Source organism: Nocardiopsis sp. CNR-923 (genome assembly GCF_001942255.1).
In the GTDB taxonomy this organism is placed as follows: domain Bacteria; phylum Actinomycetota; class Actinomycetes; order Streptosporangiales; family Streptosporangiaceae; genus Nocardiopsis.
In genome coordinates, this window is sequence record NZ_MKKC01000069.1 from 16,754 (window position 1) to 30,790 (window position 14,037).

Sequence of the window (14,037 nt, forward strand, 5' to 3'; positions counted from 1 at the left end):
GGGGTCTGAACAAACGCGACACACGTTCGAACGTCGCGTCCTATGCTGGGCCCGTGAGACCGTACCCCGTCGCAGGGACTCGCGCGGCATCCTCGACCCGGAGGTCGGGCTGACCCGTTTCCGGCTCGACCGCCGTGCTCCCTCGGCGCCCGTCGCCCGCCTCGTGGACCGCTACTGGGTGGCCTCCTGGGATCTGGCCGGCCGTGCGCCGTACGTGCAGCGGGTCCTGCCGCACCCCGTGGTCAACGTGGTGTTCACCGAGGGCCGGGCGGGCGTCTACGGGCCCGCCACGGGCGTCACCCAGCGCCGCCTGGAGGGGGTCGGCTGGGCGCTCGGGGTCATGTTCCGCCCCGCCGGGTTCCGGCCCCTCCTCGGCCGCCCGCTGAATTCGATCGTGGACGGCGCGCTGCCGTGGTCGGAGATCTTCGGCGGTGGTCCGCCCGACCACTCCGATCCCGAGCCGCTGATCGCGTGGGTGGACGGCCTCCTCGCCGCGCGGCTGCCCCAGGCGCGCCACCCGGCGGAGGACACCGCCGACATCGTGGAACGGTTGGCCGACGACCCCGCCGTGGTCAGCGTGTCCGCGCTCGCCGAGCGCGAAGGGGTCGGGGTGCGCCTGCTGCAACGCCGGTTCGCCGACCACGTCGGACTCGCGCCCAAGACGGTGATCCGCCGGTACCGGCTCTACGAGGCCGCCGAGCGCGCCCGCACAGGGGAACGGCCCGACTGGGGCAGGCTCGCCGCCGAACTCGGCTACAGCGACCAGTCGCACCTGACCCGTGAGTTCACGTCCGTCATCGGGGTTCCCCCCGGCCGGTACGCGGCCCGGTCGCCGCGGACACCAGCCGGGTGAGGACCGCGTGCACCTCCTCCTCCGTCGGCGCGGACTCGGTCGTGCAGGAGCGCAGGAACAGGCCGTCGATCGCCGCCGCAGCCCCGGTTCTGGCCACCGGGTCGGTCAGGTGGGCGGCGAGGAAGGAATCCACGGCCCGGTTCCAGCGTTCGATCTGTGGGCGCAGTGACGGTCGTCGCGCGGCGATGAGGAAGAGTTCGCACTCGGCCAGCACGTGCGCCCGGCCGGTACCCGATCCGGAGGCGATCAGCGCGGCGAACCCGCGCAGCGCGTCCTCGGGATCGTCGGGCAGGGCGGCGATCGCGGCCACGTAGGTGTCGTTGACCCGGGTGAGGGCGTCCACGAGGAGGTCGTCCACGCCCGCGTAGTAGTACGTGACGGCACTGGGTGGGACGCCCGCCTCGGACGCCACCCGCCGCTGGCTCACGGCGGCCACGCCGTCGCGTTCGACGACGCGCATTGTGGCGTCCAGCAGGAGGCGGCGGCGCTGCTCTCCCTTGCGTCGGCGGCCGTCGGAGATGTCCTCGGTCTCACTCACGTGTCCCATTGTCGACCGGTGCGACCGTGGGGGCGCCGGGTCAGTGGGCGCCGCCCATCTCCAGCGCCGTGACTCCGCCGATGACGAGGGCGATCCCGCCCACCTGCACCCAGGTGAGGGACTCGCCGAGGAACAGGGCGCCGATCGTGGCGACCAGTGCGATGCCCGCCGCCGCCCACACGCCGTAGGCCACACCCAGATCCATACCCCGGTTCAGCGACTGGGACAGGAGAACGAACGCCGTGACGTATCCGACAGCCACCACGACCGACGGGATCGGCCGGGTGAGTCCCTCGGAGAGTTTGAGCGAGGTCGTCGCGACGACCTCGGCGACGATCGCGCCGCCCAACCAGATCCACGGCATGGAGCCCCTTCCAGAGAAACCTGATCGAATGCTCCAGATTCTACCCGTCGACCTGCTCGTTCGCGCGGGTGCCGAGGTGGGGTTGGTCTCCGTGCGGACCGGGTCTCGGAGGGCCGTAATCTCGGGACCGAAGGTTCGGACGCCCGTACCCTGCATGTATCGTCGACGGTTCCGGCGCTTTCTCCCCACGCGCCCCAGATCACCACCGCATACCGATCCGCGGGGGATCCGAACCTTTTCGACATTCACGCGTCTCACTATCGAGGGCGTGCACCAGGCACCCGGCGTTCAAGATGGAGGTCCAGACGTGACGGGCAACACCACCCCGGCGGTGACGCGTCGGTTCGGCATCGGACTGATGGCGCTGGCGCTCGCGGCCACTGCCTGCACCTCTGGGGAGGCCGAGCCGCAGAGCAGCGAGGACTCCGCCGTCGGCCCGGATCCCATGGCGTTGACCATCACCCCGGAGGACGGCGGGACCGAGGTCGCGCCGAACTCGCCCGTCCGTGTGACCACCGAGAGCGGCGTCATCACCGACGTCCAGGTCGAGCAGACCGTCGTCAGCGAGGCCTCCCTCACCAGCGCGGAGGAGGACGACTCCAGCCTCCTCGCCATGACCGGGACCCTCGACGAGGACGAGACCGAATGGGTCAGCGACTGGACCCTGGCCCCCGGCTCCGAGGTCGTCGTCACCGCCACCGCGGCCAACGCGGCCGGTGAGGAGACCGAACTCGTCCAGCAGTTCAGCACCCTGGACGCCACCCCCGGGCAGCGCCTCGAACTGGACACCTACACCACCTTCCCGAGCAGCGGCGACACGGTGGGCGTCGGCATGCCCGTGGTCGTCGGCTTCGACCTGCCCGTGACCAACAAGGAGCAGGTGGAGAGCGCGATGGAGGTGACCGCGGACCAGGAGATCGCGGGCGCCTGGAACTGGGTGTCGGACCAGCAGGCGGTCTTCCGCCCCCAGGAGTACTGGGAGCCGCACCAGGAGGTGACCGTCGACCTCCACCTGGCCGGGGTCGAGGCCTCCGAGGGCGTCTACGGTGTCCGCGACTACCAGATCGACTTCGAGGTCGGCCGGGAGCTCATCTTGACGATGAACGTCCCCGACCACGAGATGGCCGTCACCATCGACGGTGAGCAGGACCGCGTCATCGAGGTGAGCAACGGCGACGGCAGCAGCCGGATGTACACCACCACCACCGGGACCCACGTGCTCATGGAGCGCTACGAGGAGCTGACCATGGACTCGGCGACCCTCGGCATCCCCGACGACTCCCCGGACGCCTACCAGGTGGACGTCCAGTACGCCGTCCGCACCTCCAGCAGCGGTGAGTTCCTCCACGAGGCCTCCTACAACGGCAACATCGGCTCGGCGAACACCTCCCACGGGTGCACCAACCTGCGGATGGACGACGCCCGGTGGATCTTCGAGAACACCCTCATGGGCGACGTCCTGGAGACCACCGGGACCGATCGCGACCTGGAGTGGAACAACGGCTGGGGCTACTGGCAGATGTCCTGGGACGAGTGGCTGGCGGCCAGCCTGACCGGTGAGCAGACCACCGACGGCTCCGGCACCTCCGGCTCCCCCCACGGCGAGGGCCTGTGACCGACGGGCGAGGGGCGGCGGGACACGGTCCCGCCGCCCCTCGCCCGTTCCCGGACGGGTTCCGCCGTGCCGGGACGCGGCGCCGCCTGGAGCGGGCGGCGCCTCTCCTGGCGGCGCCGCGCCGCCCGCGTCATGGCGGCGAGCGCACGGCCCCTCGCGGGGAGGCCAGCGTCACCAGGCGCGCACTCCGCCGATCGGTGCGGGCAGGCGCTCGTTGAGCCAGGTCCACGTGCCGTCGTTCTCGGTGAAGCGGCGCTGCACGCGGTCGATGCCGTGCAGCGGGTTGGTGAACACCTCGCGCCACGATCCGGCGGCGCGCTCCTCCAGGTAGAGGCAGTGGGCGTCGGTGCGCATGCGCATGGCCTGGAGCGTGTGGGAGGAGCCGTCGTTGAGGTGGATGCGGTAATGGGCCATGGGAATCCCCTGGGTCTGGTCTCGTCAACGTAGGACGGCGTGTCCCGGAACGAACGCGGCGCGCCGTGCGCGCGTGGTTGGGCCAGTTTCCCGGGGCGCGTGGCCGCATTGTTGCCCGAGGGCCACGAGAATCGCTGAAGGGTGGCGGCGAGAATGCCGAGACCCGGAATGCTCCGGGGAACGGGTGCGGGTGCCGGGGCACCGTACTGTCCGCGTTCCCGGACTCTACTCCTGTGACGGGCCGTGCGGAGCCGAACAACGGGTTTACCGCAGGCGAATTCTCCTCCTCGCGACTTTGGATGGGGAGAAAGCGCTGTCAAGTCACATGTGCGAGGTCTATAACTCCATATGACCTTTCTTGATCAGTGTCGGATCCCGATCAGGCGTTGATCCCGCCGTTCACGTCGATCGCGGACCCCGTCACGAACCGTCCACCGGGGCCCGCCTGGTGGACCACCGTGTCCGCGATCTCCTCGGGACGGTCGAACCGGCCCAGCGGGACGAGGGACCGGATCCCGTCCGCGTCGGGGCCGTCTCACGGGCTGCGCGGTCGAGCCCACCCCGGAGGGGCGGGCGGCACTGCGCGACGCCGCACCGGGCCACGTGGCGCAGGCGCGCCGAGTGGTCTTCGACGCCCCGCCCGCCCGCGTGGCGCCCCGACACGCCGTCCAGCCCTTACACACGCTCTGACCAGCGCCGACGTCGGCTGGGTTACGTCTGATTCGACACCATACGTGATCGACTGGACACGAATGCACATGTGGTTTCTCGGGAAAGGGTTGCAGCCTCAAGCATCCGTTTCGCGGCTCCCTTCCCGAGACGCCCGCGACACGGAAGCAGGAAGTTCCATGAGTCGACAGTCGTCCGGTCTGAGCGTCAGCGACTTCACCAGCCTTCTCGCCCGCCTCGTCGTCGGCGGGGTCTTCGTCTACCACGGTTGGCCCAAGCTGATGGACCCCGTCGGCACCGCCGAGGGCTTCGGGGCACTGGGGATTCCCATGCCCGAGGTCGCTGCCGTCGTCGGCGGGCTCGTCGAGGTCGGCGGCGGGATCGGGCTCATCATCGGGTTCCTGCTGCCCCTCGCCGGGATCCTCCTGGCCCTCCAGATGGTCGGCGCCTACGTCTTCGCGCACGCCGGCCAGGCGTTCTCGGAGTGGGAGGCGGTCCTGGTAATCGGCGCCGCGGCCCTGGCCCTCGGTTTCGCCGGCGGGCGCTTCGCCCTGGACCGGATCATGCCGTGGGGGCGACGCCGGCGCGGGGACGACCTGGCGTAGCCGGACCGATCGCCGGCCCCGGTCCGTCTACCATGGAAAACGGGCGGCCCGGGGCACTTCTCTACTCAATTCACCATTCGGGTCGGCTGCTATAAGGATTTGTGTGTTGTGGGTCTTTCGGATCAGTAGGTAGAATCAGACGAATCCACGTCGACAGCGAGGTGGAAACGACCTCCGTCCTCCGTTTCCCTCCTCCCGGGCCGAACGGGAGCCTGATTGTCCCACCTGGCCGCATATCCGCCGCACCAGAATGCCGCTGACTGGCAACTGCGCGTCACCGACCGGAACGGATCCGTCCTCCACGGGGCGGGGGTCCTGGTCACCCCCCACCACCTGGTCACGTGCGCGCACGTCGTCCGAGCCGCCGTCGCCGACGCGGGCCCCGGAAGCCGGGTGCGCGTGGACGCCCCGCGCGGAGCACAAGGATGGACCGCCGCCGCCGAGGTCGTTGCGGACGGGTGGTGGTGGAAGGACGCCAGCCCCTGGGACGTGGCGGTCCTGCGGCTCGATCGCCCCGCCCCGGCCCGCCCGGCGGTGCTCGCCCGACCGCCGCGGATCGGCGACCGCGTCCGCGTCGTCGGCTTCTCCCAGTCGCCCTCCGGCCGTTGGGTCAGCGGGAGCGTCGCGGGATCCGGCGGCAGTCACCCCGAGTACGTCCAGATCGACACCGAACCCGGCGCGGGAACCGCCTTCACGCGTGGCTTCAGCGGCGGCGGTGTCCGAGAGCAGTGTACGGACGCCCTTGTGGGCATCGTGTGTGAGGCGGCCACCGAAGGCAGGCTGGGCTGGATGATTCCCATGTCGGAGATCCGCCCCGTGTGGGAGTCGGACCGGACGGCCCCGCCTCCCGCGCCCGTCGACACGGCGCTCCGGCCCGATCCCGACGCGGCACGCGGGGCGGTCACCGCCACCGCCCTGGCCATGGCCGACCTGGACACGCTCCTGTCCCCCGACCAGCGCCGGGCGTTCCACCAGGGGCTCGACCGGCGACTGCGCGTGCGCGTGCGCCTCGACCAGGATCCGCGCACCTTCGCCGCGCACCTGGTCCGTCTGGCCCACCACGAGTTCGACCTCCTCGCCGAGGTCCTGGACCTGCTCGACACGTGGGAGGAAGGGGGCGCGTCCATGCGCCGCGTCCGTGACGCGGCGGCACCCCTGCTGGAGTGGGGACCCGGGTGAACGCGCGGGACGTCGAGCGTCTGGCGCGCGCGCTGTGCGACGTCGAACACGTCTACTCGCCGAGGCACCGGGAACAACTGGTGCAGTACCTGCCCAGCGCCGTCCGCCGAAGCGCCGACCTCTCCGGGGAGGCCTCCGTCTTCGCCCGTGCGCTCGTCCGGCGCTGCCACCAGCACCGGCGCCTCGGCTGCCTGGTGCGCTGGGTGCTCTACCTGGAGGACCGGGGCCGGAGCGCGCTGGCGGCGGCCGACGCGGCCCGCCCGCTGCTCGTCGAGGAGGAGTACGAACTGCTCGTGCAGCACCTCGACGTCCGTGACCCGTGCGACGTGGGCACCGTCCGGGAAGATCTGTCCGGAGTCCCCTTCGACCAGGTCGAGGCGGTCTTCGAGCGCGTCCGTCCGGCGACCTTCCGAGTCGACACCCCCGAGCCGGTCACGGTCTGGGACGCCTCGTGGACCTCGCCGAACGCCCCGCGCCGAGGGGCGGGGAGCCGCCGGTGGCCCTCTTCTGCGCCGACGTCGCCCGCGACCTCAGGACGGCGAGCACGGGGCTGCTCAAGGACTGGGGCCGCGGCCTGCGCCCGTCCGACTCGCCGGGGTCGGCGCCAGGGGAGGCGTCCGGGGAGGCGCCTGTGCCGGAGCGCCCGGCGCGGTTGGTCGTGCGAGTCGGCCGGGGCACGCGGCGCGACCGCTACGACGTGGAGCACTGGACGGTGCTCAGCCAGCGCGGTGGCGGGGAACCGGAGTTCTGCGACCACGACCTCCAGGCCGACGTCGCGCCGGACATGATCGGGGCGTGGGTCGGCCTGATGCTCAGCCGGATGGAGGCCGACCCACGGGTGGCGCACCACGGCGGCAGGCGGGTCGAACTGGTCGCTCCCCTGCCTCTCCTCGACCGCCTCCAGGCGGAGGGCTGGCAGCGGGACGCCACCGGCGGCGCCCCGCTCGGCGCCCGCGCGGAGGTGGTGTACCGGGCGGAGGAGTTGCTTCCGGACCACGCGGGCCGTGACCTGTGGGGCACGTGCGTCAACAGGTGGCGTCAGCTGGAATCGAATGGCGAGGCGCTCGCACTCGACGAGTACCACGACCGGGGAATGGACGACGAACCGCTTCCGGAACGGCTGCGGGACGACCGGGTGATCGTGCTGTCGGTTCCCTCGCGTCTGAACCATTGGTATACACAGGTATGGTCGGCGATTACGCTTGGGGTTCCGGTTGTGGTCTGGCGTTCCTCGGAATTCGGTCGGGGAATCGGATCATGGCTGAATCCGGTTCGTGTGGGGCGGGAGGTGACCGTGACCTTGGAGGAAATCCGCGCGCTCCCCGAAGTTCTCCACAGCTCTCGTTCCGGACGCGTGTCACCGAGTGAGAGCGGGTACATCGAGGGCAGTCTGGAGATCGCCGTCATCTACAACGACCCCTTTCCGGTACTGCCGGAACCCCCTCCGCAACTGTCCACAGACAGCATCCGATAGCCCCCGTGGGCGCGGCTCGAAGGGCACGCCATGACCACACCCCCCGAGACGGGGTCAGTCGACTCCGCGCGGACGGTCCCGGACTGGTGGATCTTCCATGGCACCGGTCAGCCCCGCGGCCACCTCGACCTGGCCGCCCAGCTGCCGCCACCGCCGCCGTGGCGCGCCTACGGGGGTGAGCCGGACCCGGGCGCCCCGCCGCCGCACGACCACTCGTCCGACGAGGACACCGCCCGTGTGCTCGGCCGGGCGCGGTCACGGGTGTCGGCGGTCCCGCTCGGCCCCCGGCGCCGACGCCTGCTCGACCGGGTCAACGCCGCCATCCTGCTGCGCCGTCCGCTCCTGCTCACCGGTCCGCCCGGGGTCGGGAAGTCGAGTCTGGCGCACCAGATCGCCCGGGAACTCGGGTTGGGGCGCGTCCTGCGGTGGGCGGTCAACAGCCGGACCACCGCCACCGAGGGCCTCTACGTCTACGACCCCCTGACCCAGATCCACGACCTCAACGTGGAGGGCGCGCGCCGCCGCGCCCTCGGTACGGTGGACCGCCGCTACGGCGCGGACGGCGACCCCGTCGAGGCGCACCTGCGCTCCAGCGCCGAGTCCATCGGCCGCTACCTCGCCCTGGGCCCCCTGGGCACGGCCTTCCTGCCGACGAGGTCGCCGCGGGTGCTGCTGGTGGACGACTTCGACCTCGGCGACTTCGACCTCGCGGGCGACCTCCTCGACCTGTTCGAGAACGGCGGCTACCGCATCCCCGAACTCGCCCGGCTGGCGGGCGTCGCCGAGTCGGTCGAGGTCGCCACCGACGACCCCGACCGCACCGCCCGCGTCACCCGCGGCGAGGTCCTGTGCTCGGCCTTCCCCATCACGGTCGTGACCTGCAACAGCGACCGCGACCTCCCGCCTGCCTTCCTGCGCCGCTGTGTCCCGGTGCACATGGAGCTGCCGGACGCCGACGAGCTGGTGTCGCTGGTCGCCGGGCACTTCGATGGAGCCACACCGCCGGGGACTCGGGCCCTGGTCACCGAGTTCCTGCGCCGGATCGCCGACGGTCACCAGCTCTCCGTCGACCAGTTGCTCAACGCCGTGCACCTGGTCGGAACCGTGGACGGGGCGGGCACGGCGCCCGGCCCGGAGCAGGTGGAGCACTTCTGCGACCTGCTGTGGCACCGTCTCACGGAAACCGCGGGATGAGCCCCCGCGCGGAGTACGGGAGCGACGGCCCCCGGGGGCGCGGCGACCGGGCCGACCCGTGGCCCGAGGCGTTCGGGGCGCACGCGACCGACCTCGCGGACGCGGTGTTCCTCGCCGCGCTGCGCCGGGCCCGTGCGGACACGCGGCGGCGCGAACCCCCCCGCGACGCCGACGAGGAACCGCCCCACCCGGTGACGGAGTCCGGCCGCGACCCGGCCGCGGGTTCGGCGGAGGGCGGTGGCGAGAGGGCGGACGCGAGCACGTGGGAAGTCGATGCCGCGCCCTCCGGCGTCGGGGACGGGACACGACCGGGCCACCGGTGGCCGCGTCCGGTGAGCCCAGGACGGCGGAGCAGCCAGCGATATCTGGGGCCGAGGCGTCCGGAACGGCGGGCCCGCGAGCGTCCGGAACGCCGCCGCGGCCGCCGCTGGGCACGCCGGTCGACACGGTGCATCTTCCCGGCGACGCGCCGCCCGGCGGGGAGCCGTGGTCCTGGTTCGGCGCGGGTGAGGGCTCCCTGAAGGAGCGCCAGGAGTTCCTCGCGGCTCTGCGCCCGTTCAACCTCCGCCTGCCTCAGGGGCCGAGCGACCAGGTCGATCTGGTCGGCACCGCGCGCGACTACGCCCGTGACCTGCTCGCCGCCGCGCACGGGCCGGGGGCCGGCCAGGAGGGGCGGGGGGTTCCGATCGTCCCGCGGCTGCGGGCGCGCTCGCTGCGGGCGGTGGACCTGGTGCTCATCGTGGACGACGGGGTCACCATGCTGTTCCACCGGGGTGTGGCGCGCGCTTCTCCCGGCTGGCCCGGGACAGCGGCGTGTTCCGGTCGATGCGCGAGCTGCGCTTCGACTCCGGCCGCGGGGGCACCCCCGACCTGCGGGAAACCGGTGACCGGCCGTGCGCGCTCGGGGCGCCGCCGCGCACGGGGACGCGGGTCGTGCTGGTGCTCACCGACGGGCTCGGCACGGCCTGGCGGGCCCGCGCGTTCCAGGAGTGGCTCGCCGCGGTCTCCGGTCAGGGCGCGGTCGCGATCCTGCACCTGCTGCGCCCGCAGCTGTGGCGGCGTGGCGCGCTGCGCACGGTGCCCACCGAGCTGAGCGTGTGCGCGCCCGCCGGGCCCGGCCGCCCCAACACGGACTACGTGCGCGAACGGGCGATCACCCGGGCCGACGAGGAGGACCGGCCGCTGACCGGGACGGTCGTGCCCGTGCTGCCGCTGCGGCCGGACGCCGTCCACGCCTGGGCGTCCTTCGTCATGGGGCGCGACCGCGGTCGCCTGTGGGTCCACGCCGCGGAGTTCCCCGCCGAGGAGGAGCACCGGAGCGCGCGGGCCCCGGCACCCGCCGGGGGGCCTCCTCCGGGGGAGCCGGCGGCTGCGCGGGCAGGGTCGGACGCCGCGCCGCCGGGCCCTGGTGACGTCCCGCCGACCGGAACCGCGGGAGTCCCGGACCCCGGCGGTGCGCCCGTCCCCGGGCGGGCGGGCGGACCAGGCGCCGGCGGCGACCGGGCCTTCGACCCCGTCCGGGCCGTGCGCGGCTTCCACCAGACCGCCACCCGCGACGCCTTCGAGCTCGCGGTCGCCCTGGCGGCGGTCCCGCTCGTCCCGAGCATGGTGGGCGCGGTGTGCGAGGAGGTCTTCGGCGGCCCCACACCCTCGGAACTGACCGAGGTCTACTTCAGCGGGCTCGTCACGCGGCGCCCGGACCCCGACGATACCGGGGCCGACGCGCAGGGTTGGGAGTTCCGCGAGGGTGTGCGGGAGGCGCTGCTGTCGCTGGGCGGGAGGGTGCCGGACATCAGGCGGATGCTCGGACTGGCCGCCCAGCGCCTCGGCCGGGTCGACCCCTGGTTCGGCGACCTCGCCCGGATGCTCCAGGGGCAGCGCGTGGAACGGTCGGACCTTCCCGGGGCCTCCCGCCGCTGGGTGAATTCGATGAAACCCGCGATGGAGAGCATCTCGCTCTACCGCAATGACGCGGGTTCGATCGACATGTACGCCGACGCCCTTTCCGGGTCCACGGAAAGGCGTGAACCAGGGCCCTCGGGAGTCGCCGTCCCGTGGGGCGCTGGTCTACATCTGCGCAGGATCCCGGATCTGCGCACGCGACCACGGGCGACACGGGGAAAACGCGGAACCCTGCACACAGTTCCGTCCCTTCGGGCGAAGAGAATGGTATGTCCATAATCCCGTCAAGTGGGGAATGATGAATGATTCTGTCAGCTCGCCCACTTCCGGTGGACGCTCACGGGGCCGGCCGTTGAACGCGGTCTGGGTGCAGGTTCCGCGCAGGAACACCGCCTTCACCGGACGCGAGGAGCTGCTGTCGGCGCTCCGGTCGCAGCTGGTGAAGGACCAGCGGCAGGTCATCACCGCGCTCAACGGCATGTCGGGGGTCGGTAAGACCGAACTGGCCAAGGAGTACCTCTACCGGTACGCCGAGGACTACGACCTGATCTGCTGGTTCCCCGCGGGCCACAGCAACCAGCTGCGCGAGGCCTTCGCCTCGCTGGCGGCCCGGCTCGGGCTCGACAGCGTCGGCGCGGGCAGCGAGCACGTCATCCAGGACGTCCTGGAGGCGCTGCGGCGCGGTGTGCCGTTCGGGTGCTGGCTCCTGGTCTTCGACAACGCGCAGTCCCGGGAGGAACTGGAGCAGTACCTTCCTGTCGGGGGCGAGGGACACGTGATCATCACGTCGAGGGACAGCAGTTGGACGCGCAGGGGAGGGGACACCTTCCTGTCCGTGCGCGAGTTCACCAGGGCCGAGAGCATCGAGCTGCTCAAACGTCGGGGCCCCACGTCCCTGACCGAGGACGAGGCCGACCGCCTCGCGGAGGAGCTCGGCGACCTGCCGCTGGCCCTGAACCAGGCGGCGGTGTGGCTGCACGAGAGCGGCATGGACCCCGACGAGTACCTGCGGCAGTTCGCTGAGAAGTCCACCGAGATGATCCAGCTGCTCTCCCCGGTCGACCCGGACTACCCGGTCCCGGTCGCCGCCGCGTGGAACGTCTCGCTCGACCGGCTCGCGACCACCAACCCGGCCGCGCTCCAGCTCCTCCAGTTGTGCTCGTTCCTCGCCACCGCGCCCATCCCGCGCTCGCTGTTCAAGTTCGCCCGACAGATCGACGCCCCGCCCGAACTCCGCGAGGCGCTGGCCGAGCCCGCGCGGCTGGGCATGGCCATCCGCGACATCGGGCGTAACAGCCTCGCGCACATCTCGCACCGCAACGACACCGTCTCGCTGCACCGCCTGGTCCAACGCGCGGTGCAGGCGCCCATGAGCGACGAGGAGCGCGAGGTGATGCGCCACTGCGCCCACCAGCTCCTCGGCCACAACGATCCCCAGGACTCCACGATCGCCGCGCTTCCGCAGTACGCGCGGCTCGTGCCGCACGTGTGGGCCTGCGAGGCGTGGAACTGCGAGGACCCCTGGGTGCGCGCGCTGGTGATCCAGATGGTGCGGATCGCCCTCAACGGCGGCGAGGCGGACGAGGCCGAGCGACTGGCGTCGGTGGCGTTCGCGTGGTGGCGGCGGACTCTGGGTGAGGAGCACCGCAACACCCTGGACATGGCGCTCCAGATCTCCAAGGCGATGCGGGACCAGGGCAAGCTGGAGTCGGCGCGGGAACTGTGCGGGTCGACCCTGCACGCGCTGCGCCGGGTGCACGGGGAGCAGGCGCCCGAGGTCCTGGAGGCCGAGGCCGAGCACGTGCGCAACCTGCGCCTGGCGGGCCGGTTCAAGGACTCCCTCCTGGAGTCGGTCGACATCTACCACAAGCGGGTCCGGGCCTTTGGAGAGGACGACCCGCTCACCCTGTCGATGGCGCACAACGTGGGCTACAGCCTCCTGCTCAGCGGCGACCCGCAGGCGTCGGTCAACCGGTACCAGGACACCCTGGAGCGGAGGGAGGGTGTCCTGGGGCAGGACGATCCTCGGGTCGTCGCCACGGTCAACGGCCTGGCCGAGGCGACGATGGAGCTGGGCCGCTACCGCGAGGCGGAGCGGATCCAGACCGACGTGGTGCGCCGCTGCGTGCAGGTGCAGGGAGAGGACGGCGTCGGGACGCTGTCCAACGAGGCGATGCTCGCGGTGACGCGAAGGCGGATCGGCGACCACAACGGCGCGTTCGCCCTGTCCGAGCGCGCCTGGCAGCGGTTCCTGGCCAAGCAGGGCGTCGACAGCAGCGACACCCTGTACGCGGCGCTGGTCCACGCGCTCTCCCTGAGTGCGGTGAACCGGAACGACGAGGCGCTGGAGCTGGCCGAGGTGTCCGGTGAGCGGTACGTGAAGCTCCTGGGCGAGGAGCACCCCCACGTCGTGGCGGCCTCGGTCAACCGGGGGATCATCCTGCGGCGGTTGGGAAGGGCACTGGAGGCCAAGGACCTGGACGAGCGGGCGCTCACCCTGCTCCAGGAACGGCTGGGCAGCCACCACCCCAGCACCCTGGCCTGCCGGGTCAACCTGGCCAATGACCACTTCCTCACGGGGGACGTCGACCGGGCCCGGGAGCTCGACGAGGTGACGACGCAGGCCTGCCGGACCGAACTGGGTGACCGCCACCCGTTGACGCTCGTGGCCCGGCGAAACCTGTTGGTGGACCTGAACACGCAGGGCGAGGACGTGTCAGTGGAGTTCGAGGCGGTGGAGACGGCCTACCGGGACGTCATGGGACCTGAGCACCCGGCCACGTTGAGCATCCGCCAGACGGTCCGCGGGGACGCCGACATCTTCCTCACACAGATGTGAGTCGGCGGTGCGGGCCACCCGCACCGCCGTTCATCCGGAGTGGGCGAGCCGGACCAGTGCCGCCCACTCCCAGCGGGGGAAGGCCAGCATGGCGCCCACCCGGTGAGCGGAGTCCCGTACGCCGATCCGGTTCCGCTCGTGCCACGCCACCTCGACGCACTGGCTCTCACTCTTGCCCCCGCTGTGGCTGGAGACGCGCCAGGTGCCCGGTTCGCGTCCGAGCCCTCTCACGTGTCCCTCCGACGGCACCTACCCTGGACTTTTCTATACACGAGACGGCCTCGATTCTCCCAGTTCCCTCATCGGTCGCTCCTGTTTCCCGCGCAGCACGGAAAGATCGTTCGTTCGGTGATGTTTTCTGATAACGTTCGGGCTCACTTGTACATGCCCA

General features: G+C 71.8%; 13 protein-coding genes. 9 read left to right on the forward strand and 4 right to left on the reverse strand.

What is annotated here, in order from left to right:
• Nucleotides 1-109 precede the first annotated feature (109 nt).
• Nucleotides 110-853, forward strand: coding sequence for a helix-turn-helix transcriptional regulator (locus BJF83_RS08385; protein ID WP_316042230.1), 744 nt, complete (start codon nt 110-112; stop codon nt 851-853).
• Here BJF83_RS08385 and BJF83_RS08390 read toward each other — a convergent pair.
• Both BJF83_RS08390 and BJF83_RS08395 read right to left on the reverse strand, forming a co-directional pair.
• Nucleotides 795-1,400 (reverse strand): TetR/AcrR family transcriptional regulator, encoded by a 606-nt coding sequence (locus BJF83_RS08390; protein ID WP_187347115.1) that lies wholly within the window; start codon nt 1,398-1,400, stop codon nt 795-797. The genes BJF83_RS08385 and BJF83_RS08390 overlap by 59 nt on opposite strands.
• A 31-nt stretch (nt 1,401-1,431) precedes the next feature.
• On the reverse strand, nt 1,432-1,755 hold the full coding sequence (locus BJF83_RS08395) for a multidrug efflux SMR transporter (RefSeq protein WP_075925841.1): 324 nt from the start codon (nt 1,753-1,755) through the stop codon (nt 1,432-1,434).
• 307 nt (nt 1,756-2,062) lie between these two features.
• Here BJF83_RS08395 and BJF83_RS08400 point away from each other — a divergent pair, with 307 nt between their 5' ends.
• The gene (locus BJF83_RS08400; protein WP_075925842.1) at nt 2,063-3,370 is read left to right on the forward strand and encodes an Ig-like domain-containing protein; all 1,308 of its coding nucleotides are present in this window, start codon (nt 2,063-2,065) and stop codon (nt 3,368-3,370) included.
• A 171-nt stretch (nt 3,371-3,541) separates the two neighbouring features.
• On the opposite strand, the gene BJF83_RS08405 is transcribed toward BJF83_RS08400, so the two are convergent.
• On the reverse strand, nt 3,542-3,784 hold the full coding sequence (locus BJF83_RS08405) for a hypothetical protein (protein ID WP_075925843.1): 243 nt from the start codon (nt 3,782-3,784) through the stop codon (nt 3,542-3,544).
• Between the two features lie 848 nt (nt 3,785-4,632).
• On the opposite strand from BJF83_RS08405, the gene BJF83_RS08415 reads away from it, so the two are divergent.
• From BJF83_RS08415 to fxsT, 7 genes are all read left to right on the forward strand, one after another.
• Nucleotides 4,633-5,058 (forward strand): DoxX family protein, encoded by a 426-nt coding sequence (locus BJF83_RS08415; protein ID WP_075925844.1) that lies wholly within the window; start codon nt 4,633-4,635, stop codon nt 5,056-5,058.
• Nucleotides 5,059-5,274: 216 nt separating this feature from the next.
• A complete protein-coding gene (locus BJF83_RS08420) occupies nt 5,275-6,237 on the forward strand; it encodes a serine protease (protein WP_075925845.1) in 963 nt (320 codons plus the stop codon).
• The gene (locus BJF83_RS28705) at nt 6,234-7,025 is read left to right on the forward strand and encodes a hypothetical protein (protein WP_262391402.1); all 792 of its coding nucleotides are present in this window, start codon (nt 6,234-6,236) and stop codon (nt 7,023-7,025) included. Before BJF83_RS08420 ends, BJF83_RS28705 begins: the two co-directional genes overlap by 4 nt.
• Complete coding sequence (locus tag BJF83_RS28710) at nt 6,950-7,711, forward strand: hypothetical protein (protein WP_262391411.1); 762 nt, start codon at nt 6,950-6,952, stop codon at nt 7,709-7,711. The genes BJF83_RS28705 and BJF83_RS28710 overlap by 76 nt, the downstream gene beginning before the upstream one ends.
• Nucleotides 7,712-7,741: 30 nt before the next feature.
• Nucleotides 7,742-8,905, forward strand: a complete 1,164-nt coding sequence (locus tag BJF83_RS08430) for an AAA family ATPase (RefSeq protein WP_075925846.1) — start codon at nt 7,742-7,744, stop codon at nt 8,903-8,905.
• Between the two features lie 825 nt (nt 8,906-9,730).
• Nucleotides 9,731-11,086: a hypothetical protein gene (locus BJF83_RS28715; protein ID WP_262391403.1), complete on the forward strand. Its 1,356-nt coding sequence runs from the start codon at nt 9,731-9,733 to the stop codon at nt 11,084-11,086.
• 88 nt (nt 11,087-11,174) lie between these two features.
• Nucleotides 11,175-13,646, forward strand: a complete 2,472-nt coding sequence (fxsT, locus tag BJF83_RS08445) for an FxSxx-COOH system tetratricopeptide repeat protein (protein WP_262391404.1) — start codon at nt 11,175-11,177, stop codon at nt 13,644-13,646.
• Between the two features lie 30 nt (nt 13,647-13,676).
• Here the strand turns inward: fxsT and BJF83_RS08450 are convergent, their stop codons facing one another.
• Entirely contained in the window at nt 13,677-13,877 is a 201-nt protein-coding gene (locus BJF83_RS08450) for a DUF397 domain-containing protein (protein WP_075925850.1), read from the reverse strand.
• Nucleotides 13,878-14,037: the final 160 nt, after the last annotated feature.

Excerpts from the sequence above, each read along its gene's own strand:
- BJF83_RS08395 (WP_075925841.1), bottom strand. The coding sequence starts at position 1,755 with ATGCCGTGGATCTGGTTGGGCGGCGCGATCGTCGCCGAGGTCGTCGCG.
- BJF83_RS08430 (WP_075925846.1), top strand. The coding sequence starts at position 7,742 with ATGACCACACCCCCCGAGACGGGGTCAGTCGACTCCGCGCGGACGGTC.
- BJF83_RS08405 (WP_075925843.1), bottom strand. The coding sequence starts at position 3,784 with ATGGCCCATTACCGCATCCACCTCAACGACGGCTCCTCCCACACGCTC.
- BJF83_RS08390 (WP_187347115.1), bottom strand. The coding sequence starts at position 1,400 with ATGGGACACGTGAGTGAGACCGAGGACATCTCCGACGGCCGCCGACGC.
- BJF83_RS08415 (WP_075925844.1), top strand. The coding sequence starts at position 4,633 with ATGAGTCGACAGTCGTCCGGTCTGAGCGTCAGCGACTTCACCAGCCTT.
- BJF83_RS28715 (WP_262391403.1), top strand. The coding sequence starts at position 9,731 with ATGCGCGAGCTGCGCTTCGACTCCGGCCGCGGGGGCACCCCCGACCTG.